Annotated in this window: 24 protein-coding genes and 1 tRNA gene; 18 read left to right on the top strand and 7 right to left on the bottom strand. The window is 65.2% G+C overall.

The genetic code is table 11. The features are described 5' to 3' along the window. Window positions 1–11: 11 nt before the first annotated feature. The 5 genes from cobN to A9K68_RS15320 are packed head-to-tail and all read left to right on the top strand — an operon-like array spanning window position 12 to window position 7,057. Window positions 12–3,566 (top strand): cobaltochelatase subunit CobN, encoded by a 3,555-nt coding sequence (gene cobN, locus A9K68_RS15340; protein ID WP_065012312.1) that lies wholly within the window; start codon window positions 12–14, stop codon window positions 3,564–3,566. Next, on the top strand, window positions 3,563–4,906 hold the full coding sequence (gene cobG / locus A9K68_RS15335) for a precorrin-3B synthase (RefSeq protein ID WP_065012313.1): 1,344 nt from the start codon (window positions 3,563–3,565) through the stop codon (window positions 4,904–4,906). Before cobN ends, cobG begins: the two co-directional genes overlap by 4 nt. Before the next feature lie 2 nt (window positions 4,907–4,908). After that, window positions 4,909–5,541, top strand: coding sequence for a precorrin-8X methylmutase (locus A9K68_RS15330; RefSeq protein ID WP_029352070.1), 633 nt, complete (start codon window positions 4,909–4,911; stop codon window positions 5,539–5,541). Beyond that, entirely contained in the window at window positions 5,538–6,296 is a 759-nt protein-coding gene (locus tag A9K68_RS15325; RefSeq protein ID WP_065012314.1) for a precorrin-2 C(20)-methyltransferase, read from the top strand. The genes A9K68_RS15330 and A9K68_RS15325 overlap by 4 nt, the downstream gene beginning before the upstream one ends. Next, window positions 6,293–7,057 carry a precorrin-3B C(17)-methyltransferase gene (locus tag A9K68_RS15320; protein ID WP_029352074.1) on the top strand — a complete coding sequence of 255 codons (765 nt, stop codon included), beginning with the start codon at window positions 6,293–6,295 and terminating at the stop codon, window positions 7,055–7,057. The genes A9K68_RS15325 and A9K68_RS15320 overlap by 4 nt, the downstream gene beginning before the upstream one ends. Here the strand turns inward: A9K68_RS15320 and A9K68_RS15315 are convergent. Further along, window positions 7,021–7,803 (bottom strand): cobalt-precorrin-6A reductase, encoded by a 783-nt coding sequence (locus A9K68_RS15315; protein ID WP_065012315.1) that lies wholly within the window; start codon window positions 7,801–7,803, stop codon window positions 7,021–7,023. The two genes, A9K68_RS15320 and A9K68_RS15315, sit on opposite strands and share 37 nt — an antisense overlap. A gap of 1 nt (window position 7,804) precedes the next feature. Here A9K68_RS15315 and A9K68_RS15310 point away from each other — a divergent pair, with 1 nt between their 5' ends. From A9K68_RS15310 to cobT, 7 genes are read left to right on the top strand one after another with little or no spacing between them, the layout of a single operon-like run. After that, a complete protein-coding gene (locus A9K68_RS15310; protein WP_065012316.1) occupies window positions 7,805–9,046 on the top strand; it encodes a bifunctional cobalt-precorrin-7 (C(5))-methyltransferase/cobalt-precorrin-6B (C(15))-methyltransferase in 1,242 nt (413 codons plus the stop codon). After that, the gene (locus tag A9K68_RS15305) at window positions 9,043–9,429 is read left to right on the top strand and encodes a cobalamin biosynthesis protein (RefSeq protein WP_065012359.1); all 387 of its coding nucleotides are present in this window, start codon (window positions 9,043–9,045) and stop codon (window positions 9,427–9,429) included. Before A9K68_RS15310 ends, A9K68_RS15305 begins: the two co-directional genes overlap by 4 nt. Next, entirely contained in the window at window positions 9,426–10,190 is a 765-nt protein-coding gene (gene cobM / locus A9K68_RS15300; protein WP_065012317.1) for a precorrin-4 C(11)-methyltransferase, read from the top strand. The genes A9K68_RS15305 and cobM overlap by 4 nt, the downstream gene beginning before the upstream one ends. After that, window positions 10,187–11,005, top strand: a complete 819-nt coding sequence (cobA, locus tag A9K68_RS15295) for a uroporphyrinogen-III C-methyltransferase (protein ID WP_065012318.1) — start codon at window positions 10,187–10,189, stop codon at window positions 11,003–11,005. The genes cobM and cobA overlap by 4 nt, the downstream gene beginning before the upstream one ends. Next, complete coding sequence (locus A9K68_RS15290; RefSeq protein WP_065012319.1) at window positions 11,002–12,372, top strand: cobyrinate a,c-diamide synthase; 1,371 nt, start codon at window positions 11,002–11,004, stop codon at window positions 12,370–12,372. Before cobA ends, A9K68_RS15290 begins: the two co-directional genes overlap by 4 nt. Window positions 12,373–12,375: 3 nt before the next feature. Next, complete coding sequence (locus tag A9K68_RS15285; protein ID WP_065012320.1) at window positions 12,376–13,155, top strand: adenosylcobinamide-GDP ribazoletransferase; 780 nt, start codon at window positions 12,376–12,378, stop codon at window positions 13,153–13,155. Between the two features lie 24 nt (window positions 13,156–13,179). Then, window positions 13,180–14,190, top strand: a complete 1,011-nt coding sequence (gene cobT, locus A9K68_RS15280) for a nicotinate-nucleotide--dimethylbenzimidazole phosphoribosyltransferase (protein WP_065012321.1) — start codon at window positions 13,180–13,182, stop codon at window positions 14,188–14,190. Window positions 14,191–14,307: 117 nt separating this feature from the next. On the opposite strand, the gene A9K68_RS15275 is transcribed toward cobT, so the two are convergent. Beyond that, window positions 14,308–14,383 (bottom strand) — tRNA-Lys (locus A9K68_RS15275). A gap of 104 nt (window positions 14,384–14,487) precedes the next feature. Further along, the gene (locus A9K68_RS15270; RefSeq protein WP_065012322.1) at window positions 14,488–15,399 is read right to left on the bottom strand and encodes a PhzF family phenazine biosynthesis protein; all 912 of its coding nucleotides are present in this window, start codon (window positions 15,397–15,399) and stop codon (window positions 14,488–14,490) included. Between the two features lie 112 nt (window positions 15,400–15,511). Between A9K68_RS15270 and A9K68_RS15265 the strand changes: the two genes are divergently transcribed. The 4 genes from A9K68_RS15265 (at window position 15,512) to A9K68_RS15250 (ending at window position 19,098) form a co-directional block, all read left to right on the top strand. Further along, window positions 15,512–16,804, top strand: a complete 1,293-nt coding sequence (locus A9K68_RS15265; protein ID WP_065012323.1) for an efflux RND transporter periplasmic adaptor subunit — start codon at window positions 15,512–15,514, stop codon at window positions 16,802–16,804. A 1-nt stretch (window position 16,805) separates the two neighbouring features. Then, complete coding sequence (locus tag A9K68_RS15260; protein ID WP_065012324.1) at window positions 16,806–17,513, top strand: ABC transporter ATP-binding protein; 708 nt, start codon at window positions 16,806–16,808, stop codon at window positions 17,511–17,513. A gap of 2 nt (window positions 17,514–17,515) precedes the next feature. Then, window positions 17,516–18,733: an ABC transporter permease gene (locus A9K68_RS15255; protein ID WP_065012360.1), complete on the top strand. Its 1,218-nt coding sequence runs from the start codon at window positions 17,516–17,518 to the stop codon at window positions 18,731–18,733. Window positions 18,734–18,855: 122 nt separating this feature from the next. Next, a complete protein-coding gene (locus A9K68_RS15250) occupies window positions 18,856–19,098 on the top strand; it encodes a hypothetical protein (protein WP_065012325.1) in 243 nt (80 codons plus the stop codon). A gap of 85 nt (window positions 19,099–19,183) precedes the next feature. Here A9K68_RS15250 and A9K68_RS15245 read toward each other — a convergent pair whose 3' ends face one another. Both A9K68_RS15245 and A9K68_RS15240 read right to left on the bottom strand, forming a co-directional pair. Beyond that, entirely contained in the window at window positions 19,184–19,900 is a 717-nt protein-coding gene (locus tag A9K68_RS15245; protein ID WP_065012326.1) for a hypothetical protein, read from the bottom strand. Window positions 19,901–19,911: 11 nt separating this feature from the next. Further along, window positions 19,912–21,024 carry an endonuclease/exonuclease/phosphatase family protein gene (locus A9K68_RS15240; protein WP_065012327.1) on the bottom strand — a complete coding sequence of 371 codons (1,113 nt, stop codon included), beginning with the start codon at window positions 21,022–21,024 and terminating at the stop codon, window positions 19,912–19,914. A gap of 165 nt (window positions 21,025–21,189) precedes the next feature. Here A9K68_RS15240 and A9K68_RS15235 point away from each other — a divergent pair, with 165 nt between their 5' ends. Then, complete coding sequence (locus A9K68_RS15235) at window positions 21,190–21,768, top strand: BA14K family protein (protein WP_065012328.1); 579 nt, start codon at window positions 21,190–21,192, stop codon at window positions 21,766–21,768. Between the two features lie 181 nt (window positions 21,769–21,949). Beyond that, on the top strand, window positions 21,950–22,234 hold the full coding sequence (locus tag A9K68_RS15230; RefSeq protein ID WP_065012329.1) for a PilZ domain-containing protein: 285 nt from the start codon (window positions 21,950–21,952) through the stop codon (window positions 22,232–22,234). A 185-nt stretch (window positions 22,235–22,419) separates the two neighbouring features. On the opposite strand, the gene ilvC is transcribed toward A9K68_RS15230, so the two are convergent. Then, entirely contained in the window at window positions 22,420–23,439 is a 1,020-nt protein-coding gene (ilvC, locus tag A9K68_RS15225) for a ketol-acid reductoisomerase (protein WP_065012330.1), read from the bottom strand. Window positions 23,440–23,577: 138 nt separating this feature from the next. Continuing rightward, a complete protein-coding gene (locus tag A9K68_RS15220) occupies window positions 23,578–24,231 on the bottom strand; it encodes a TetR/AcrR family transcriptional regulator (RefSeq protein ID WP_065012331.1) in 654 nt (217 codons plus the stop codon). Window positions 24,232–24,305 lie beyond the last annotated feature (74 nt).

The raw sequence follows: 24,305 nt of genomic DNA, 5'->3' as shown, positions 1-24,305 counted from the left end.
CACGAGCCGCGATGCACATCCTCACCACAACATCCGCCTCGCTCGACGATCTCGCCGAGCCCGTTGATCTCAGGCAGACGCCTGCGGATGTCGCGGCGCTGTCCTTCACCGACAGCGATCTGGCCGGGCTGGCGGCGGCGTGGAAGGCAGGTGCGGATCGCCTGCCGTCGATGCGGCTGGCGGCTTTGCGTGATCTGCGCCATCCCATGTCCGTCGACCTCTGGATCGACAGCGTCGCCCGCCACGCCAGGGTTATTTTGGTTCGCATTCTCGGCGGCTATGACTGGTGGCGCTATGGCTGCGACCAGCTTGCCTCGACCGCCCGCGCACGCGGCATAAAACTGGCGCTGCTGCCCGGCGAGAGCCACGACGAGGATTTGCGGCTGATCGAATGCTCGACGCTGCCCCGCGAAGAGCTCGACGGTCTGCTCAATTATTTTCGCGAGGGCGGCCCGGCCAACATGACAGCGCTGGTGCATCGGCTGGCCCGGCTGGCGGGATCGGACATGGAGGTCGCGGAGCCGGTCAGCGTGCCGAAGGCGGGCTATTATGAGCCGGGGCGCGGTGTCGTCCCCCTCCCCCTCGAGGGGAAGGTCCGGCCGCAGGCCGGGGGTGGGGTCCTCTCTGAAGTGCGCCGACACCCTGAAGCGCTTCGACAGAAAGAAACGTCGCGCACTGCCGCAACGACCCCACCCGGCCCTGCTGGCCACCCTCCCCTCGAGGGGGAGGGATACGCCGCGCCTGTCATTCCCATCCTGTTCTATCGCTCGATGCTGCTCGCCGCCGATGTCGCGCCCATCGACGCTCTTTTTGAGGCGCTGAGCGCGCGCGGAATGGCCCCCGTCCCCATCTTCGTCTCCAGCCTCAAGGACCCAGCATCGCTCGCCTTCGTCGAAACCGCGCTCGCGGCGCTGAACCCTGCCGCGATCATCACCGCGACGGCTTTCGCCTCCGGCGCCGAGCCCGGCGTCGAAACCCTGTTCGACCGCGCCGGCGTACCGGTCTTCCAGGTCATCGTCGCGACGACTCGTCGTGACATCTGGCAAAACAATCAGCGCGGGCTGGCGCCCGCCGACCTCGCCATGCATGTCGTATTGCCGGAGCTCGACGGCCGCATTCTGGCCGGCGCCATTTCCTTCAAAGGCGAGAGCGAAACCGACCCGGCACTGGCCCTCCGCGCCTTCGCCAACCGGCCGGAGCCGGACCGCGTCGCGCAGGTGGCGAACCGTGTCCAAGCCTTCATCCGCCTGCAGCGCACGCCGCGCGCGGAACGCAAGCTCGCCATCCTGATCCCCGACTATCCGAGCGCACCCGGCCGCACCGGCTACGCCGTCGGCCTCGACGTGCCGTCCAGCGTGCTGGCAATGTTGCACGACCTGAGCGAACAGGGCTACGCCGTTGAAGGGATTCCGCAAACGCCGCGTGAGTTGCTGGATAAACTGGAGCGCAGCGAAGGTGGATTGGGACTAGGGGACTATCTCGACCTTTCGGCGGAATTGCCGGCTGAGGCAATAGCTGCCGTGACGGCCGCGTGGGGGAATGCAGCAGATGAGACAGGTTTGTGCGACGCACCCCCCTCTGTCCTGCCGGACATGTCCGGCAGGACAGAGGGGGGTGTTCAAGCGCCCACCACCGCAAATTTCCCCTTCCGCGCCGCGACTTTCGGCAACATCACCGTGGCGCTCGCCCCCGATCGCGGGCGATCGGCCGACCGACGCGCCGACTATCACGACCCGACATTGCCGCCCCGGCATGCGCTGATCGCCTTTGGTCTGTGGCTGCGCAAATCGGTCGGCGTCCATGCTCTCGTCCATGTCGGCGCCCACGGCACGCTGGAATGGCTGCCCGGCAAGACCGTTGCGCTTAGCGAAAACTGTTTTCCTGAGATCGTCACTGGCCCCCTGCCCGTCATCTATCCGTTCATCGTCTCCAACCCGGGAGAGGCAGCACAGGCCAAGCGGCGCATTGCCGCCGTCACCCTCGGCCATTTACCGCCGCCGCTGACCGGCGCCGGGCTCGATGAGAACCAGCACCAGCTTGAACGATTGGTCGACGAATACGCCCAGGCCGACGGGCTCGACCGCCGCCGCCGCGATCGCCTGGCGAAACTGATCGTCGAAACCGCACAAAAGACCGGCCTCGCCTCCGAAGCCGGCGTCGCCGGAACCGACGCGCCCGACGAGGCGCTGCGCCGCATCGACGCCTGGCTCTGCGACCTCAAGGATTTTGCCATCAAGGACGGCCTTCACATCTACGGCCGCTCAGCCGAGGGTGAGACCGATCCGCTGCGCGAGCAAAGTGCGGCGGCCGAGAAGGCGGCAGTCATCGCAGTGCTCGACGGCCGCCATGTCGCTGCCGGTCCGGCCGGGGCACCGGTACGTGGCCGGCGCGATGTGCTGCCGACCGGCCGCAATCTGTTCACATCAGATCCACGCAACATGCCGACGCCGACATCCTTCGATCTCGGCAGGGTGGCGTCCGACGAGGTCTTGCGCAGCTACATGCAATCGCATGGCGACTGGCCGCGCTCGCTGGTCATCGATCTCTGGGGCTCGGCCTCGCTGCGCACTGGCGGCGAGGAGATCGCGCAAGGCCTGGCCCTGATGGGCTGCCGGCCGCAATGGGATTCCGCGACCGGCCGCGTCACCGGCATCGAGGTGCTGCCGCCGGCAACGCTTGGCCGCCCGCGCGTCGATGTCACCTGGCGCATATCAGGCCTGTTTCGTGATATGTTCCCGACCCAGATCGCGCTGATCGATGCTGCCGCCAGCGCCGTCGCCGCCCGCGACGAGGACGCTTCGGAAAACCCGCTCGCGGCCAAGACCCGCGCCGAGGGGAAGATCAGCCCGCGCATTTTCGGCACCTCGCCCGGCACCTACGGCGCCGGCGGCGAGGATTTGCTGTCGAGCGGCGACTGGGCCGCGCGCGAAGAGATAGGTCGCGCCTATCTCGACGCCACCTCGCATGCCTATGGCGGCGCCGACGGCGAAGGTATCTCGGCGCCCGGCGCGTTCGAGGATCGTGTCGCCGAGGCCGACCTTCTCGTCCATACGGGAGATGATCCCGGCCGCGATATTTTGGAAGGCTCGGCCGACGTCGCCTTCATCGGCGGTTTTTCGGCGGCGCTTGCGGCACTCGGCAAGAATGCCGACGTGATCGTCCTCGACACCACGGATCCGCAAAAGCCGAAGCTGCGTTCGGTTGGAGAAGCCGTATCTCGGGTAGTTCGCGCCCGCGCGGCCAACCCGCGCTTCATATCAGGCCAGATGCGGCACGGGCCGCGTGGTGCTTCGGAATTCGCCGAGACGGTCGACCGGCTGGTCGGCTTCGCCGAGACCACCCATGCCATATCGGGCACGCTGATCGAGGTCGTGCACGACGCCTATCTCGGCGATCCCGTGGTTCGCGCCTTCATCTTGCGCGAGAACCCTTCCGCCGCGAAGGTGATCGCCGAGCGGTTTCTGTCGGCGCGGCGGCGCGGTCTCTGGCATCCGCTGCGCAATTCCATCGATGACGATCTCGCCGCACTGATCGCCGAGGCCCAGGCGCTGGGGGCGGCCGCATGAACGCCTTCTCACGTCGCGGTGCCTGCCCCGCTTTGTCCGCGCCGGTGCAGACCGGCGACGGGCGTCTGGTGCGGCTCAATCCGGTCGCCGGAGGACTCTCGCCGAAGTCCTTGCTCGGACTCGGTGAATCCGCCTTGCGGCACGGCAACGGCATCATGGAAGTGACCGCACGTGGTAGCCTGCAGATACGCGGCCTGACGCCGGCAAGCGCCCGGCTGCTGGCGGTGGAGGTCGATGCAATGGGTATCGCCGTACGCACCGGCGTGCCGGTCGAGACCGGGCCGCTTGCGGGGCTCGATCCCGAAGAGATCGCCGATCCGCGCCCGCTGGCGGAGCGGATCCGGGCGGCAATCGAGGACGCCGGACTGGGACAGCGCCTCGGGCCGAAGGTTTCGGTCATTGTCGATGGCGGCGGGCGGCTGACCATGGATGCGGTTTCGGCCGATGTCAGGCTGGCTGCGATGCGGATTGATGCGGGTGTCCAGTGGCTGTTAGCCGTTGCCGGCGACAGGCAGAATGCGACGCCGCTCGTCATGGTCGAGGAAGATGCGGCGCGCGATATCGCCGTCGCGATTCTGAGAATGGTTGCCGAAAAAGGCCGTGAAGCCCATGCAAGGGATTTGTCGGAGAGGCAGCTAACATCTCTCGCCAGTTGGCATTCCTTCGCGCCCGCGAAGAATCGCCTTCCTCTCACGGCCGCGCCAGCTCCTTCGCCAATCGGCCTATTCCCTCTCGGCGGTGATGCAACCGCCCTGGGCATCGGCCTGCCCTTCGGCAGCATGCCGGCACAAAAGCTCATCGACCTTATACGACAGGCCCTCGCCCTTGGCGCCCTCGAAGTTCGCCTGGCGCCGGGCCGCGCGCTGCTGTTCCTTGGTCTTCAGTTGTCCGGCTGCTTTTCCCTGAGAGATGCCGCCGCCGCCCTCGGCCTCGTCACCGACGCTGCTGATCCGCGCACCAGGATCGCCGCTTGCCCTGGTGCGCCAGCCTGCGCCTCCGGCCGGATCGCGACGCGCGACATCGCCGAGACCATCGCTGCGGAAAACCGCGACATCCTCGATTCCTCGCTCACGCTTCATATTTCCGGCTGCGCCAAGGGCTGCGCGCATCCCGGCCCGGCGGCGCTGACGCTGATCGGCGGCGAAAACGGAGCCGGTCTTGTCGTGGACGGGACGGCAAAGGCCCTTCCTGCCGGATACAGGCCAGGCTATGACGCCGCGCGCGGCGTTGGCCGCATTGCGGCAGCGATCCGCGAAGCACGACTTCGAGGCGATACCACCGCCGCCTGCCTGACAAGGCTTGGCGCGGCCGGGGTCGCCGAACTCTATCGACAGGAATAAACATGGCCGCCTACGACTATATCCATGACGGCACGGCCATCTATGAGCGCTCCTTCGCCATCATTCGCGCCGAGGCCGACCTGTCGCGCTTTTCCGATGCCGAGGCCGATGTTGCCATCCGCATGATCCATGCCTGCGGCCAGGTCGAGGCCAGCAGGCACTTTGTTTTTTCCAGCGATTTCGTCGCCGCCGCACGCACGGCTTTGGCGGGTGGCGCGCCGATCTTCTGCGACGCGGAGATGGTCTCGCACGGTGTCACCCGCGCCCGGTTGCCGGCCGGTAACGAGGTGATCTGCACGCTGCGCGACCCGCAAACGTCTGACGTCGCGAAAAAGATCGGCAACACCCGCTCCGCTGCAGCCATAGACCTGTGGGGCGAACGCATGGCCGGTTCGGTCGTCGCCATCGGCAATGCGCCGACAGCACTTTTCTACCTGCTGGAAAGATTGCGCGACGGCGCGCCGAAACCGGCTGTTATCATCGGCATGCCGGTCGGTTTCGTCGGTGCTGCCGAATCAAAGGATGCGCTGGCCGAGAATTCCTATGGCGTGCCCTACGCCATCGTGCGGGGCAGGCTTGGCGGCAGCGCCATGACGGCCGCCGCACTCAACGCGCTGGCGAGGCCGGGTCTGTGAACGCGATTGCAAAAGGCAGGCTTATTGGCGTCGGCACTGGTCCCGGCGACCCCGAGCTGCTGACGCTCAAAGCCGTGCGCGCGCTGACCGAGGCCGACATGGTCGCGCATTTCGCCAAGCGCGGCAACAACAGCAATGCGCGTGCCATCGTCGGCGCGCATTTTCGTCCTGATTTGATAGAGTTGCCTCTGCTATATCCCGTGACAACCGAGATCGACAAGGATCACAGCGATTACCGGTCGCAGATAACGGATTTCTACGAAGAGTCGGCCGAAAAAATCGCCGAGCACCTCAGCGCCGGCAGGACGGTCGCGGTGCTTTCGGAAGGCGACCCGCTGTTCTACGGCTCCTACATGCACCTGCATGTCAGGCTGGCGCACCGCTTCCCGACCGAGGTCATTCCCGGCGTCACCGCCATGTCCGGCTGCTGGTCGGCGACCGGCCTGCCGATCGTGCAGGGCGACGACGTGCTGACCGTGTTGCCGGGCACGATGAGCGAATTCGAATTGACGCGCCGCCTCGCCGACACCGATGCCGCAGTCATCATGAAGGTCGGCCGCAACCTGCCCAAGATCAGGCGTGCACTGGAAGCGACCGACAAGCTGGCGCGTGCCGTCTATGTCGAGCGCGGCACCATGCCGGGCGGCGTTTCGATGCGGCTGACCGACAAGCAGGACGCCAAGGCGCCCTACTTCGCCATCGTGCTGGTGGCCGGCTGGTCAGGCCGGCCCGCCGCATTGGGAGCCGAAACATGAGCGGCCGCCTGACCGTCATCGGCCTCGGACCAGGCAATGCCGACCAGGTGACGCCGGAGGCAAGCCGCGCCGTCGCCGAGGCAAAATTCTTCTACGGCTACAAGCCCTATCTCGACCGGCTCGATCTGCGCCCCGACCAGACCCGCGTCGCCTCGGACAATCGCGAGGAGCTGTCCCGCGCCAGGGACGCGCTGGTAAAGGCTGCGCAGGGCCACGCTGTCGCCGTCGTCTCGGGCGGCGACCCCGGGGTCTTTGCCATGGCAGCGGCCGTCTGCGAGGCGATCGAGGCCGGCCCGGCCGAATGGCGTGCCGTTGACGTCGCGATGCTGCCGGGCATCACCGCAATGCTCGCGGTCGCTGCCCGCATCGGTGCACCGCTCGGCCATGATTTCTGCGCCATCTCGTTGTCCGACAATCTAAAACCCTGGGACCTGATCGAGCTGCGGCTGCTGGCGGCGGCGGGCGCTGGCTTCGTCATCGCGCTCTACAATCCGATCAGCAAGGCGCGCCCCTGGCAGCTTGGCCGCGCCTTCGAATGCCTCACGGCGATCTTGCCCGGCACCACGCCGGTCGTCTTCGGCCGCGCCGCCGGCCGTCCCGACGAGCGCATCGAGGTGTTTTTGCTGGCGGAAGCCGATGCGGAAAAGGCCGACATGGCGACCTGCATCATCATCGGCTCGCCGGAAACCAGGATCATCAAGCGCGGCGAAAAACCGGCACTGGTCTACACGCCGCGTTCGGCGGCGGGCCCAAGAAAATGACTGACCAGAAAATGATCGACCATCGCGGCAAGCGCTTCGACGGTTTCCGCCGACGGGACATCCGGCAGCGTCGACCTACGGATCATGACCACCTCGATGCCGAGCGCCCGCGCTGCGGCGATCTTGCCGTAGGTCCCCTCACCGCCGCTGTTCTTGGAAACGACGACGTCGATGCGGTGTTCCAGAAGCAGTGCACGTTCGTCGGCTTCCCGAAACGGCCCGCGCGCCAAGAGATAGGTCGCATCGGGCACAGCGAGCCTTGGCTCGACCGGATCGACGCTGCGGATAAGATAGTGATGTTGGGGTGCGGCCTCAAAAGCGGCGACCTCCTGCCGCCCGAGCGCCAGGAAAACGTGGCGTGGAGCCGACCCCAGCGCCGTCACCGCGCTGGCAACACTGTCGACCAGCGTCCATCGGTCGCCTTCGGCAGGCTCCCAGCCCGGGCGCCTGAGCGCAATGATCGGCACGCCGGCCTCATGCGCCGCTTCCGTGGCATTGGCGGAGATTTGCGCCGCATAGGGATGCGTGGCGTCGATCAGCAGGTCGATGTGGGTCTCGTGCAGATATGCCGCCAGCCCGGCGGCACCACCGAAACCACCCGTACGGGTGGGCACGTCTTGCGCGACAGGATTTTCGGTGCGGCCGGCCAGCGACAGCGTGAGCGACACATCGGTGCGCGCGACCAGCTTTCGCGCCAGTTGCCGGGCTTCGGTGGTTCCGCCGAGGATCAGAATACGGTGGGTCATCATGCCTGCTGACGGTTCGCGCGGCGCCAAGCTCAACTCAAGATGGCTAACAATCGTCGGCATCGGCGAGGACGGTGTAGCGGGTCTCGGCGAAGAGGCCAAGCGGTTGATCGCCGAGGCCGAATTCGTCTTCGGCGGCACACGCCACCTTGCCCTTGTCGCATCGCTCACCAAAGGCGAAGCACGCGCCTGGCCGACCCCTTTCGATGCAGAAATGCGCGACGTGCTGGCACTTGCGGGTAAAAAGGTCTGTGTGCTGGCCTCCGGCGATCCGTTCTTCCATGGTGTCGGCGTCACCCTTGCTCGCAAGATTCCTTCGCGAGAGATGCAGGTGATTCCTGCCCCTTCGGCCACATCGCTGGCCGCCGCCCGCCTCGGCTGGGCGCTTCAGGATATTGAGACCATTTCGCTGCACGGCCGCTCGCTCGACCTGATCCGGCCGCTGCTGCATCCGGGCACCCGCATCCTTGCGCTGACCTCGGACGGCGATGCACCAGCCGCGATTGCGCGCCTGCTGACCGAACTCGACTTCGGCGCGTCGCGTCTAACCATTCTGGAGGCACTGGGCGGCCCGAACGAAAGGCTGCGTTCGACGCGCGCGGACGCCTTCGCCCTCGAAAAGATCAACCCGCTCAACGTGCTGGCAATCGAAGTTGGATCGACTTCAGAAGGACGCATCCTGCCGCTGACGTCAGGCCTTGGCGATCATTTGTTCGAGCATGACGGCCAGATCACCAAGCGCGAGGTGCGCGCCATCACCCTGTCCGCCCTCGCCCCCAGGCGCGGCGAATTGCTGTGGGACATCGGCGCCGGCTCGGGTTCGATCGGCATCGAATGGATGCTCGCCCATCCCTCCATGCGCGCCATTGCCATCGAGGCCGACCCAACCCGCGCCGCCCGCATCCACCGCAACGCTTCACACTGTGGCGTGCCTGGCCTTGTCGTGGTCGAAGGCTCGGCACCGAAGGCGCTTGCCAGGCTAGGCACGCCCGACGCGATCTTCATCGGCGGCGGCGGCAGCGATACCGGCGTGCTGGGCGCGGCGATCAAGGCTCTGCGTGTTGGCGGCCGGCTGGTCGCCAACGCGGTGACGCTGGAGATGGAGGCGCTGCTTCTCGCCCGTCACGCCGCGGTCGGCGGCGATCTCACCCACATCTCTATCTCCCGTGCTTCACCGGTTGGTTCGATGCAGGCATGGCGGCCGGCTATGCCGGTCACCCAATGGAGCTGGGTCAAGCCATGATGATCGCGGGCATCGGCAGCCGCAAAGGCGTGAGTGTGCAAGACGTTCTTGCGGCCATAGAAACCGCGCTGGAAGCGCATGGGCTGGCGATGACGGCACTTTCGGCGCTCGCCACCGCTTCTCTGAAGCAGGACGAGCAGGCAATCTTCTCGGCGGGGCGCGAGCTCGCCCTACCGGTGACCATTGTCGAGGACGATGCGCTCAGGGCCGCGTCTTCGCGCGCAATCAGCCGCTCGAGCCTGTCGCAGGAACATGCCGGCACGCCGTCGGTTTCCGAAGCCTCCGCGCTTGCCGCCGCCGGGAAAGGCGCAAAACTGCTTGGGTCCCGCATCGTGCTCGGCCCGGTCACCTGTGCCATCGCCATCAGCGGAGACGCGGTATGACCGTCCACTTCATCGGCGCCGGACCGGGCGCGGCCGACCTCATTACGTTGCGCGGTAGCCGGCTGCTGGCAAGCTGCCCGGTCTGCCTCTATGCCGGCTCGATCGTCGCCCCGGAACTGTTGCAGCACTGCGCGCCCGGCACGAAATTGATCGACACCGCGCCGATGTCGCTCGACGAGATCGAAGCGGAATATGTGGCGGCCCACCAGGCCGGCCACGATGTCTCCCGCCTGCATTCCGGCGACTTGTCAGTGTGGAGCGCCGTTGCCGAGCAGATCCGCCGGCTGGAGAAGCACGGCATCGCCTATACGCTGACGCCGGGCGTGCCGTCATTTGCGGCCGCTGCGGCAGCGCTGCGCCGCGAACTGACCGTTCCCGAAATCGCACAAAGCCTGGTGCTGACCCGCATCTCCGGTCGTGCCTCGAAAATGCCGCCCGGCGAAACCCTGGCCGGCTTCGGCCGCACCGGCGCGACGCTGGCCATTCACCTTGCCATCCACGCGATCGACCGTGTCGTCGCCGAGCTGACGCCATTCTATGGCGCCGATTGCCCGGTGGCGGTTGTCTTCCGCGCCTCCTGGCCGGACGAGCGACTGCTGACCGGCACGCTGGCGACGATCGCGGCGCTATTGGCCGCCGATCCGATGGAGCGCACGGCGATCATCTTCGTCGGCCGCTCACTGGCAGCGGAAGACTTTGGCGAGAGTTCACTTTACGACGCCCACTACCAGCGGCGCTTTCGCGGACGGGACGGATCGTGAACGACAGCACCGGAAACAGACATCGAAACGCCTCAGTCGAACAGGCTTTGGCCCGGCTGAACTTCAAACCGCGCCAGCTCGAGCCGGGCCATGTCTGGCTGGCCGGCGCCGGCCCCGGCGATCCCGGCTGCCTGACGCTGGAAGCGCTGGCCGCGCTTGGGCAGTGCGACGCCCTCGTCTACGACGCGCTGGTATCTCCCGATGTCGTGGCAGTGGCGGCGAGTGCCGAGCTGTTCTATGCCGGCAAGCGCGGCCGCCAACCGTCGATGAAGCAGGAAGACATCACCGCCTTGCTTGTGCGACTGGCGCGAGAAGGCCGCCGCGTCGTCAGGCTGAAAGGCGGCGACCCCTATGTTTTTGGCCGCGGCGGCGAAGAGGCGCTGGCGCTGGCGCGCGAAAACATCCCGTTCCGCATCCTGTCCGGCCTGACTTCAGGTCTCAGCGCGCTGGCTGGAGCCGGCATCCCGGCCACCATGCGCGGCATCAACAAGGCGGTGATCCTGGCCACCGGCCACGCTGCCGGCACCGACGATGATCTCGACTGGGCGGCAATCGCCCGGACCGGCCAGCCGGTCGTTGTCTATATGGGAATGGCCAATCTGCCGCTGATATCAGCCTCGCTGCTCGAGGGCGGCCTGCCGCCTTCCACGCCTGCTGCAGTGATCGTCGCCGCGACGACGCCGCAGGAGCGCATCGTCGTCGCCACGCTCGCCACCATCGCCGAGGAGGCCGCCGCCGCCGGGTTGACCTCGCCGGCGCTGATCGTCGTCGGCGGCATCGTCGCGATGCGTGCGGCATTGGCGGGCGAGCCATGACCCGCGCGATCATCATCGGCGCGCCGCGCTCGGGCTCGGGCAAGACCAGCGTCACCATCGGCATCTTGCGCGCGCTCGCCCGGCGCGGTCTGAAAGTGCGTGGCGCCAAATCCGGGCCGGACTATATTGACCCCGGCTTCCACACCGCCGCGACAGGCCTTTCCGGCGTCAATCTCGACAGTTGGGCAATGCCGCCCGCCTTGCTCAACGCGCTAGCCGGTGACGCAACTGAAGATGCCGATTTCATCTTCCTCGAAAGCGCGATGGGCTTGTTCGACGGGATTCCCGCTGCTCCAGGCCGCACCGGCTCGGCCGCAGATCTTGCCCGGCTTTACGGCCTGCCGGTGCTGCTGGTGCTCGACGTTTCCGGGCAGTCGACCACGTCGGCGGCCGTCGCCAAGGGTTTTGCTACATATGATCCCGATGTGCGTATGGCCGGCGTCGTGCTCAACCGGTTGGGCAGCGAGCGGCACCGAAGGCTTTGCAGCGACGCGATCGAGGCGATCGGCCTGCCTGTTGTCGGCGCGATCCTGCGTGATCCATCGCTTAACCTGCCGGAGCGCCATCTCGGCCTCGTCCAGGCCGGCGAATATGAGAATTTGATGGCCCATCTCGACCGGCTGGCCGACATGGTCGAAAGATCGCTCGACCTCGAGGCCATCATGGCGTTGGCGGCGCCAATTGCGCCCGCACCGGGCAGCTTCAGCGGCGCGCTGCCGCCACCCGGCCAGCGCATCGCACTGGCTGAGGACGCCGCCTTCACCTTCCTCTATCCGCATGTCGCGACGCATTGGCGCAAGGCCGGGGCGGAAATCATCCCCTTCTCGCCGCTCGCCGACGAAGCGCCCAGCGTCAATTGCAATGTCTGCTGGCTGCCTGGCGGCTATCCCGAGCTTCATGCCGGCCGCCTTGCGGCGGCTGTGAATTTCAGGGCCGGCATTGAGGCGTTTTCGGCAACACGGCCGGTGCATGGCGAGTGCGGCGGCTTCATGGTGCTCGGCGAAGCGCTGGAGGACGCATCGGGAGAGATGCACCGGATGCTCGGCCTGCTCGGCCACTCGACCAGCTTTGCCAAGCGAAAGATGAATCTCGGCTACCGCGAGGCGCGGCTGCGCGCCGATTGTCCACTGGGGCCTCAGGGCACGCGGATCCGTGGCCACGAGTTCCACTATGCGCAGATGATTGCGACCGGCAATGACGAGCCGCTGGCCGACCTCGCTGACGGCCAGGGCAATCCGCTCGGCGCCTCCGGTTACCGGCGCGGCCATGTCAGCGGCACGTTCTTCCACGCCATTGCGAGAGGCGAGGGCATGATCCCGAACCGAGGGTCCGCGTCAGCGAAAAGCGGGAACGGGTTTTCGGAATAGATCATGCTCAAACTCAAGGACATGCCCCCTTCGCTTCGCCAAGCGCTCGATGACATCGCGCTCTGCGTCGTCTTCTTCTCCCGGCTGCCGCTGCCGGTCGTCGATTTCCGGGACCGCGGCCTTGCTGCCGCGATCTGGGCAGCGCCGGTCGCCGGCCTCGCGGTCGCTCTGATTGGCGCCTTGGTTTACGCGATCGGGACTTGGCTCGGCCTTGCCGACGGTCCGGCAGCAGCACTGACCCTGGCCGCAACCTTGCTCGCCACCGGCTGCATGCATGAAGACGGACTTTCGGATGTCGCCGACGGTTTTGGCGGCGGCAAGACACGCGAGAAAAAACTGGAGATCATGCGCGACAGCCGCATCGGCGCCTATGGCGCTTGTGCGCTCGGCCTCTCGCTGCTGATCCGCTGGAGCGTGCTTTCGGAATTCGGCAGCCCGGTGCAAGTTCTCGTCGCTCTCATCGCTGCGCATGCCGCTTCGCGCGGCCTGCTCGGCGCTTTCATGCATCTGTTGCCGCCGGCTCGCAGCGACGGTCTCTCGGCCGATGCAGGCACCGTGTCGGCCGAAACTGCCATTGCCGGCGCCGTGCTCGGCGCTGTGGCGGGGCTGACGCTAGGGTTCGGTGGCGCGGTCGCCGCGCTCATCCTGCTCGGCCTGTTGTTTGCCGCCTTCCGTATGCTGTGCCTCAACCAGATCGGCGGCCAGACCGGCGATACGGTCGGCGCGCTGCAGCAGTTTGGCGAGATCGCAATACTGCTCGTCGCTTCCGTTTGCCTTTCCTGACTCTGTTTCGGAGACTATGCCCCCATGCTTTTCAAATCGCTTGATGAATTACGCGCGGCCTGCCTCGACCTGCCTGCCGGCAGCGACGCCGCGGCAAATGCTGTCGCCCGCCGCCAGGACACGTTGACCAAGCCGCAAGGCAGTCTCGGCCGGCTGGAAACCATAGCGGCCTGGCTTGCGCGCTGGCAGGGCCGCGACATGCCGAAGCTCGGCCGCGTCAAAGTCTTCGTCTTTGCCGGCAATCACGGCGTCACCGCACAGGGCGTGTCCGCCTTCCCGTCGGAGGTCACCGTGCAGATGGTGGCGAATTTCGCCGGCGGCGGTGCCGCCATCAACCAGATCGCCCGCATCGCCGGTGCTGAACTCGACGTCATTCCGCTCGATCTCGATCATCCGACCGGCGATTTCACGCAAGTGCCGGCAATGGACGACGAAGCCTTCCTCGCCGCCGTCTCGGCCGGGTACGGCGCGGTGACGAAAGACCTCGACCTGGTCTGTTTCGGCGAAATGGGCATCGGCAACACCACGCCGGCGGCAGCCATTTCGGCCGCCCTGTTCGGCGGCGGCGCGGAAAAATGGACCGGGCGCGGCACCGGCGTCGACGATGCCGGCCTGGTGCGCAAGATCACCGCCATCGAGGCCGGCCTCAAGCGCCACGCCGAGGCGCTTGCCGACCCGCTGAAGATCGCAGCAGCGCTTGGCGGACGCGAACTCGCCGCCATCTTTGGCTCTACGCTGGCCGCACGCCATCTAGGCGTACCTGTGCTGCTCGACGGCTTCGTCTGCACCGCCGCCGCCGCACCGCTGGCAAAATTGCACCCCACCGGCCTCGCCCACACGCTTGCCGCCCATGTCTCTGCCGAATCCGGCCATCGCCGGCTGCTCGAGGCGCTCGGCCTGCCGCCGCTGCTCGATCTCGGCATGCGGCTCGGCGAAGGCTCCGGCGCCTGCCTCGCCGTCAACATTGTCCGTTCGGCGCTCGAATGTCATGCCCGCATGGCAAGCTTCGCCGAGGCCGGGGTGTCGGAGAAGTAAATGCTCGCAAACTCATGAGAGGCGACACGGCTCGATACAGGGGCGTGAGATTGAGATTTTCAGTCTCACATTCTCGCCCCGTTCTCAGGGTCTTGCCACCTAAGTCTTTGAAATCTTTGGTGGGTGCGACAGGGATCGAACCTGTGACCCGCTGATTAAGAGTCAGCTGCTCTACCAACTGAGCTACGCACCCACTCGCCGGTAAAACCAGCGTCGGCGGGCATATAGCCGCCGCCATCCGCCATGTCCAGCCCTGCCGGATTCATTTCCCGACAAATCGCCTCGAGCCAATCGCGATCAGACGAACAGCTTGCCTTCCGCCACTTTTACCGCATGGCCGCCGATGCGGGCGGCTGCCAGCCTGCCGCCTTCAACATTCAGTTCGAGGCGAATGCGCGAAGGCCGGCCCATCTCAAGCCCTTGCTCGATCCACAGTCGCGAGACCCCGTCTCGCGGGTCGTCGAAATGCATGATCGCGCCGGCGAAGGCCGCCGCCGCCGAACCGGTCGCCGGGTCTTCATAGGAAGGATTGCCCGGCACGATCATGCGGGCATGGAAGGCGCTTTCGTAGTTCACCGTCTCGCGGCAGTAGACATACGGGCTGGCGAAGGCCCATTCGCTCTTGCGGGGTGCTAATTCCGACCACGCCTGGTTATCCAGCCTTATACGGGCGGCGGCCTCCAGACCGGCGACCGGAACGGTCACATAGGGCACGCCGGCCGACCAGAACGAGACGCGGTGATTCTCGAAGCCGATTTCGTGCGGACCCAACCCAAGTGCGGCGCCGATCGCCACCGGGTCGGCGGACAATTCCAGTTGTTCCGGCAGTTTGGCCAGGTCGAACTCGGCAAAGATGGTGCCATCATGCTTGCTGACGGCGCAGCGCACCGGGCCGATATTCTCCTCCAGGACGAAGATGCCGGCGGTGTCGCCATCGCCAGCTATTTCGGCAAGCGCGATCGCGGAACCGACAGTCGGATGGCCAGCGAACGGCATCTCATAATCGGGCGTGAAGATGCGGATGCGGGCGCGGTGCTTGGGATTGTCAGGCGGCAGCACGAAAACGGTTTCCGACAGGTTGAACTCGCGTGCGATGGCCTGCATCGCGGTCGTGTCCAGCCCATTGCTGTCAAGCACGACGGCCAGCGGATTGCCGGCCAGCCGCTCGGTCGTGAACACGTCGTACAGTAAGTAGTTCCGGGTCAGCATTGTAGAAAGCCTCCTGCCTCAATCCCAACATGGGCGAAATTTAATTTGATATTTGAACCATTCGGCCTGATCTGTGCACTGATGGGATTACCGCTGTTCATAGGGGTCCGGCGTGGACCAGATTGTCAATCTGCCAAAGACGGAATCCACTTCCGACATAGAGACGGCACTTGGGCTTGACCACCTGGGTCTGAAGAAGAAACGCCATCGCGGCTGGCTTTATGGCCTGCTTGTGCTGGTCGTCATCGCCGCCAGCCTCGCCGGCTACCAATGGTACGCCGCGTCTCCCGCCAGGATCGACTATACCACGGCGCCGGCCGCTGTCGCCGATCTCACGGTCGAGGTATCGGCGACCGGCACGCTGCAGCCCCTCACCCAGGTCGACATTTCGAGCGAACTGTCCGGCGTCGTCCGCTCGGTCGCGGTCAACGAGAACCAGCAGGTGAAGAAGGGCGATGTGCTGGCTGCGCTCGATACGGCCAAGCTGGAGGTGCAGATCGAGCGCGCCGAGGCTTCCGCCAAGGCGGCGGCCGCCAATGTCGAGACCGCCACCGTAACCCTCACCGAAAACGAAAGGGCGCTTGTGCGCGCGGCGGCACTCACCAGGCGCGGCATGGCGACGGACCAGTCGCTTGAAGCGGCGACCGCGACGCGCGACCGCTCCAAGGCAGCGCTCGACAGCGCCAAAGCCAGTCTTGCCATCGCCAATGCCGATCTCAAGGCGCAGCAGACGGACTTCGCCAAGAGCACCATCTATGCGCCCATCGACGGCATCGTTCTGACGCGCTCGGTCGATCCCGGCCAGACGGTTGCCTCCTCGCTGCAGGCGCCGGTGTTGTTCGTCATCGCCGCCGATCTCAGAAATATGGAATTGAAGGCAGCGGTCGACGAGGCCGACATCGGCGCGGTCAAGCCCGGCCAGCATGCGCGCTTCACCGTCGACGCCTTTCCGGAACGGCGGTTCGATGCCGAGATCCGCGACATTTCGTACGCTTCGGTCACCACCGACGGCGTCGTCACCTACGATGCACGGTTCGAGGTCGACAACAACGAGCTTCTGTTGCGGCCTGGGATGACTGCCACCGTTTCGGTCGTCACCAAGCAGGCCAAGGGCGTGCTCACAGTGCCGGCGATCGCCTTTCGCTATCGGCCGGCGCAAACAGCCGCCCGCGCGTGGAGCCTGAGCGACCTGTTCACGGGCCGCATGGGCCGTCCAGGCGGCAACCGCCAGCGCCTGGCGACGTCGCAGCCTACCGACGGCTCGCGCACGCTCTATGTGCTGGAGAACGGCCGGCCTCGGCCGGTCAGCGTCAAGGTCGGCTCCACCGATGGCGAACTGACCGAGATCACCTCCGGCCTCGAAGAAGGCGCGCACGTCATCACCGCAGCGCAGCAGCGGAGCTGAAATCATGTCAGGCTCGCTGCTCATCACCTTCGACGAGGTCTGGAAAAGCTATGGCCAGGGCGAGGCCACGGTCCATGCGCTGGCTGGTGTGGACCTTGCTATCCGCAGCAGCGAATTCGTCGCCATCATGGGACCGTCCGGCTCCGGCAAGTCGACGGCAATGAACATCATCGGCTGCCTCGACACGCCGACGGCCGGAACCTACAGCTTCATGGGCATCGATGCTGGCCGTCTCGACCGCAACCGCCGCGCCATGCTGCGCAACCTCTATGTCGGCTTCGTCTTTCAGGGCTACAATCTCCTGCCGCGCACCACGGCGGTGGAGAATGTCGAATTGCCGCTGATCTATCGCGGCGTTGCCGCCCGCGAGCGTTATGACCTCGCAATGAAAGCGCTGGCCGAGGTCGGCCTTATCGGCCGCGAGCACCACACGCCGGCCGAGCTTTCCGGCGGCCAGCAGCAGCGTGTGGCGATCGCGCGCGCCATTGTCACCAGGCCGACCCTGCTGGTGGCCGACGAGCCGACCGGCAATCTCGACACCGCCCGCACCCACGAGATCATGGAACTCTTGACCAGGCTGAACACAGAGCTTGGCCTCACCATCGCCATGGTCACGCACGAGGCCGATGTCGCCGGTTATGCCGAGCGAACAATCCGCTTCCTCGACGGCCATGTCGCATCCGACACCATGAACCTTGAGGTGGTGTGACCGTGATCTGGGAAACTGTCCGCCTCTCGCTGCTGTCGGTCCGCCGCAACGTGCTGCGCTCGTTTCTGACGCTGCTCGGCATCGTCATCGGCGTTGCCGCCGTCATCGCCATGCTCACCATCGGCTCGGGCACCACCGAAAAGGTAAAGGCCGATATCTCCAAGCTCGGCAGCAATCTGCTTGTCGTCCGTTCCGGCCGCCCCGCCGGACCCGGCGGACCGGGAGGGCTCGACCAGGTGGTCCGTCCGCTTGCCCAAAAGGACCTTGCCGCGCTCGTCACCCATCTGAGCGGCGCCCGCGCCATTTCACCTGCCTCGCAAAAGCAGGTCCGCGTCATCTTCGGCACCGAGAGCCTGACATCGGGTGTCACCGGCACCGATAGCGCCTATCTCGATGCGCGCGACTGGAAGCTGGTTTCAGGCCGCCCGTTCAGCGATTCGGAGACCCGCTCGGGTACCGGCGTTTGCCTGATCGGCGAAACGGTGCGCCAGCAGTTTTTCGGCGCAGGCGACCCCGAAGGCGAGATCATTCGCGTCAATCGCACATCCTGCAAGATCATCGGCCTGCTCGAGCCGAAGGGCTATACCGGCTTCGGCCAGGACCAGGACAATGTCGTATTGATGCCGCTCGCCGCCTATCAGCGCCGCATCGCCGGCAACCGCGACATCGACTCGATTTACGTCGCCGCCGACGACCGGACGCCGACGACCGAGCTGCTGCCGCGCGTCGAGGACATCTTACGCGACACACGCCGCATCACGCCCGACCGCGAAGACGATTTCTCGATACGCGACATGACCCAGATCGCCGACGCCATGGCGAGCGCCACCACGACGATGACTGGCATGCTGGGTGCGGTCGCCGGCGTCAGCCTGTTGGTCGGCGGCATCGGCATCATGAACATCATGCTGGTGTCGGTCACCGAGCGCACCCGCGAGATCGGCATCCGGCTGGCCATCGGCGCGCATGAAAAGCACATCCTCATCCAGTTCCTGGTCGAGGCGACCGTGCTGTCGCTGCTCGGCGGCATCATCGGCATCCTGATCGGCCTGGCGCTGGCCGGCCTCGCCTCGCTGACGCTGACCATCCCCTTCGCGCCAAGCCCGGCGGTAATCCTGCTCGCCGTCGGTTTCTCGGCGCTGATCGGCATTGTGTTCGGTTTCTTCCCGGCGCTGCGTGGCGCGCGGCTCGATCCGATCGACGCGCTGAGGCATGAATAGCGCGGCGGAGCGCGCGCCGCCTTCAGATGTCCCCCAAAATTTTGACGCTGCCGTCGCCTCCCCCTGTCGCGATCCAATCCGCGGTGGTAGCAATCGCCTTGGGGATATGGGGGAATAGTGGGATGAGCAAGAAAGAGCGTGTGATTCTGGTGACGGTGATCATCGAGGCCGCATTGGCGGGCCTTTGGTGGTACTTGGCCAGCTATGGCATGGCCAACCCCGATCATGTCACCGCCGATTTCCAGCAGGTTGTTGGTCAGACGATGGGAACGGCGATGGGTGCGCTGCTGGGTATCGGCGTCATGCTGTTTTTCGTCGCCGCCCGCAACGACCGCAAAGCCATCGAAAACAAAATGCGTCGTTAGAGCGACCTGCGTCCACTTGGACGCACAAAGTACGCTCTAACACTTTTAATCTTTGCATGGTGCTTTCCGATTTCGGGCCGATGCGTCAGTCCTTGCCGGCAAAATGCCACTCGATCAGTGGCTTCATATGCGGCATCAGCCCGTCCGGCAGGTCATCGGCATTGCGGATGATAACAGGCCCGTCGATTTCCGGCTCTGCCTCGGCGGCGACAAAGGCACTGATGCGCTGCGCGACCTCGTCGGCGGATGCCGTCTCGCGATAGCGGCGAAAGATCACCGTGCCGGTTGCCGTCGACAGGGCATAGTAGCGCCTACCGCGTGTCGCGCCGGCAAGGTCGAGGCCGGTTTCTTCCCGCACCTCGCGGATCATGTTGAAGTCGACATCGACAAGGCCGTCGCGGAAATCGGTTGGCTCGAACGAGCCGGCGGCGAAGTAGACGCGGCCGGCATTGACCGTGTGCGACGCCATGCGGATCGCTACCAGCGCGTTGTCGCCGGCGACCAGCATGGCATGGGCATAGGCGTGCTCGGCCCCAGCCACCTGCCGGTTGCCGCGCCAAAGCATGAAAGTCGAGTAGCGCACCGCATGGCAGCGGCCCACGAGGCTGTTATCGCGAAAGCTGAGCGCCGAAAGCAGCACCACAGTGCCGTCGAACAACGCCGGATTGGCTGCGGTCTCGCGCCGCCAATTCTCGGCGATCGCTTGCGCATTATCGCGTTCGAACGGATGCGGGCCGGGGTCGAGCCTGACGTCGACGGCGTCGACCGGCAGGATGATGTTGCGCGGCAGGTCGAAGCTCAACGGAGCGATCCTCAGGCCATTTCAAGGGTGATCGCCACCGGACAATGATCCGACGCTTTCGGCCGATCCCAGCCGGCACGCGGAAAGCGGTCCACCTCCTGGCCCGTCGGAAAGATCGTGCGCCAGGGCTGGCCGTGGCGGATGATGTCGGGAACGGCCGTCGCGTTCTTGGCTGCCAGTGCCTTCGACAACAGGATGTAGTCGAGCTGGCACAGATGCCGCTCTTGCGGTCCGCGCGTATGGTATAAGGTCCAACGATCCATCTCCGGGCGCCGCTCGACCGCATTCTCGCAAAAGCCGCCGGCGGTGAGCACGTTGAGGCAGGACTGGCTCTCATCGATCACCTCGAAGCGGTAGCCGTCAAAGGCGTCGCCGGAGATCTTCACGCGCTGCCGATAATCGTTCATGTCGCCGCAGATCGCCCAGTACTTGTCGGCGGCGTGATCCCCACCGAAACGCTCCTCGATGATCCGGCGCACCGCTTGCGCCTCGGCGATGCGCAGCGGCATTGTCGCCTGGCGCCCGTCGAGACCGTTGCGGGGCGAGCCCATCGACTTGAAGTGCACCAGATAGAGCGTCAGCGGCACGCGACCGACGGTCAGGTCGATCTCCAGGCAGTCGCGCCGGAAGATGCGCTGGTTGGCCTGATGCCCAAACGCTGCCAGTTCCGGCGTGTGCAGGCCGAATTGTTCGAACGTGACATAGGCGTGGCTTGTCATGCGCACGAATTCGATCGGCTGACCCTGAGCGGTCTCGTTGCGCATCATCACGGCGACGTCGATGCCGCGCGAATCGTTGCCGGCGGTAGTGTATTTCTGGCGGTAGCCATGCCCGACCATCTTGAACAGATAACCATATTCAAAAGCCTTCAGCGCCTCGATATTGTCGACCTCCTGCATGCAGATGATGTCGGCGCGGGTAGCAGCGATGGCCAATGCCGTCAGCTGGCGCGTATCGTCGGATTGCGCAATCGCCCGCGCCTGCTCCAGCATCTTGTATTCGGCCTCGCTCTGAATGTCGAAGAGCGCCAGCGTGCGATCTTCGTTGAGCTGGTTGCGGTATCCGGAAAAATCGAACCTGTTCATCAGGTTTTCGACATTGAAGGTGGCGAGGCGCAGCGACATGGCGGTGACCTTTGCCCACAAGCGCGCCCGAAAACAAGGGCCTGCCCTGCCCGTCATGGTTGACGAAACCTTTCCGTTCATCCTCCGTTCAGGCGCGAAGTTCCATGAATGACATTCTTCCTCAGGGTATTCGGGCGTGGGGCCTGAAATTTCTTGGAGAGTGCAATGAAACCGCTCTTTTCTCTTTCTGTCAGATCCGGGCTGCTGGCGCTGGGTCTTCTGGCCGGCCTGACGGCTCCCTCGCTTGCCGGCCCAATTGCCAACCCTGTCCTTCCGGTGCCGGCCAACGCCGTCGCCCCCGACATTGTGCCGGTCCGCGAGAGTTGGGCCGGCGGCAACGACAGGCGGATGCTGAGCGAATGGCGCTGGCGCAATCGGCACGGCATCCGGGAGTGGCGGGGCGGCGGCGATCATCGGAGATGGCGCGGTCGCGACGAAGCCTGGAGATGGCGTGATCGCGACGATGGCTGGCGCTGGCGCCACCGTCGTCATCATCGCCGTCATTTCAACGATTCCGCGATCTTTTTCGGCCTCGGCCTCGGGCTGCCCGCCTACAACTATTACAGCGGGCCGAGCTACTATGGGCCGGGCTATTACCCGCCTCGGCGTCAGTATCGCACACAAAGGCTTTCCAGCGCCCATGTCCGCTGGTGCTACGACCGCTACCGGTCGTATCGCGCCTGGGACAACACATTCCAGCCCTATGGCGGTCCGCGCCAGCAGTGCTGGTCGCCTTACAGCTGAGCGGAGCGAGTGATGAACTCCAGACGGCGCCGCGCCGCGCGGCGCCGTTTTCGTCTACACGATCCTTCTCTTGTACTCCGCCCGGCCAGGGCACCGCGAAATCGTTTTCGCCGCCGATGATAACGCTATGTTTATCAGGCGGGCCTAACTATCTTGCCGATCGCACCAGGGATTATGCGCGATGGCTGAAGAGGAAAACCGGGACAAACGCAGGCAGCGCGTCTTCAAGGGCGCGACGATCCTAACCGGCATGACCAATTCCGAGGTCACGTGCACGGTGCGCAACATGCATGACGGCGGCGCCGAACTGAAGGTCTCGATCGACGCACGCGTGCCCGACGAGTTCCTGCTCTATGTGCCGACCGACGGCATCGCCTACAAGGCAGTGGTCCGCTGGCGCCGCGAGGACCGCATCGGCATCATGTTCACCGGCACCGAGCCAAAGCCCCACTGGCACTACGGCTAAATCCTCTGCACGGGGCCCTTTAAGCAGTCGACGAAGTTAGGCGAGAGAAAAATCTCCTAGAATACCCCGACGAGCAGTGCAGCCCCGGCAAGTAAGATAGAGGCGGAGGCCCACAGGACCCAAAGGCCTCGCACCCTGGGCCGGCGGATCGCTCCGCCGGCTCTTACGCAAAGTGAAATTGCGGATCAGTTCTTGGCCTTGTCGACCAACTTGTTTTTCGAAATCCACGGCATCATCGCGCGCAGCTTGGCGCCGACTTCCTCGATCTGGTGGCTGTCGTTGTTGCGGCGGATGCCCTTGAAGCGCGACATGCCGGCGCGGTATTCCTGCATCCATTCCGAGGTGAACTTGCCGGTCTGGATATCCTTCAGCACGCGCTTCATCTCGGCCTTGGTCTCGGCGGTGATGATGCGCGGGCCCGAAACATATTCGCCCCATTCGGCAGTGTTCGAGATCGAGTAGTTCATGTTGGCGATGCCGCCCTCATAGATCAGGTCGACGATCAGTTTGACCTCGTGCAGGCACTCGAAATAGGCCATTTCCGGCGCGTAGCCGGCTTCCACCAGCGTCTCGAAACCCGCCCGGATCAGCTCGACCAGACCGCCGCACAGCACCACCTGCTCGCCGAACAGGTCCGTCTCGCACTCCTCGCGGAAATTGGTCTCGATGATGCCCGAGCGACCGCCGCCGACGCCGCAGGCATAGGACAGAGCGAGATCGAGCGCATTGCCCGAAGCGTCCTGGTTAACGGCGACCAGGCACGGCACGCCGCCGCCCTTCTGGTATTCGCCGCGCACCGTGTGGCCGGGCCCCTTCGGCGCGATCATGACGACGTCGACCGAGGCCTTCGGCTCGATCAGGCCGAAGTGCACGTTGAGGCCGTGGGCGAAGGCGATCGCCGCGCCGTCGCGGATGTTCGGCGCGATCTCGGATTTATAGATGTCGGCCTGCAGCTCGTCGGGCGTTGCCATCATCATCAGGTCGGCCCATTTGGCGGCCTCCGCCACGCTCATCACCTTCAGCCCGTCTGCCTCGACCTTCTGGGCGGTCGCCGATCCGGCCTTCAGGCCGATTGCGATATCCTTAACGCCGGAATCCTTGAGATTGAGCGCATGCGCCCTGCCCTGGCTGCCATAGCCGATGATGGCGACCTTCTTGCCCTTGATCAGGTTGAGATCGGCATCGCGATCGTAATAGACACGCATTTTTCTTTCCTTCCCGTTGTGAATTCAGAGCATGATGCCGAAAAGTGTGAAGCGGTTTTCGGACAACATCATGCTCTATCTCTTTGATTTAGAGCCGGATTCAGATTTCAGGTCGAGTTGACCTGAAATCATCCGGCTCTAGGGGCCTTGCGGCCCGGTTTTTGCTCCGTAAAGAGCGAGAAACTGCTGCGTCGCCCGGACGGCATCACCGCCGATCGCCGCATCAGTCAATTCCAGCCGGTCGCCGAGCAGCAGGCGGATCTGCACGTCGCGGGCGACCAGCCCGAAAAAGGTACGGAATGCCGCTTCGGCGTCCGAGAACTCGAGAAGCCCGGCCTGCCGACCGGCTTCCAGCACCGGCTTCAGGCGCCTGGCCAGCGCGAAGCGGCCGTTCTCCAGCACGATGCCGCCGAGATCGTCCTTGCCGGATCCGGCGTGACTGACCGCAATGCGGTTGAGCGCGATCGAAGTGTCGCTCGAAATCACCCTCAGCCAATCCGAGGCGAAGCGTTCTAGGCTCGCCGTCAGCGAGGCAAGGTCGAGCCCCTTGCGGTCGACCGGCACTACGCGCACCTTGGACGCTTGCCATTGCACAGTTGCCGTCAAAAGCCCGTCGCGATCGCCGAACCATTTGTAGAGCGTTTCCTTGGAACAGCTCGCCCGCCGCGCCACGGCGGTCATGGTCAACTGATCGCCCTCCTCGACCAGAAGGCGAAGTGCGGCGTCGAGCACGGCTTTCTGCCGTGCCGTCAGCGCTTCGCCCGTGTCGATCTCGACGCTTGCCTGCAACAAACTCTTTTCCTGCTCGATGATGGTGGCAGCAGCCAGCTCAGTACCGTACGTTACGGTTCGGCTTGTCTATGACG

The organism is Mesorhizobium sp. AA22, assembly GCF_001672375.2.
GTDB classification, from domain to species: domain Bacteria; phylum Pseudomonadota; class Alphaproteobacteria; order Rhizobiales; family Rhizobiaceae; genus Mesorhizobium; species Mesorhizobium wenxiniae.
Note: the sequence above shows the minus strand (reverse complement) of the source record. Positions and strands in the feature narration are given on the sequence as shown.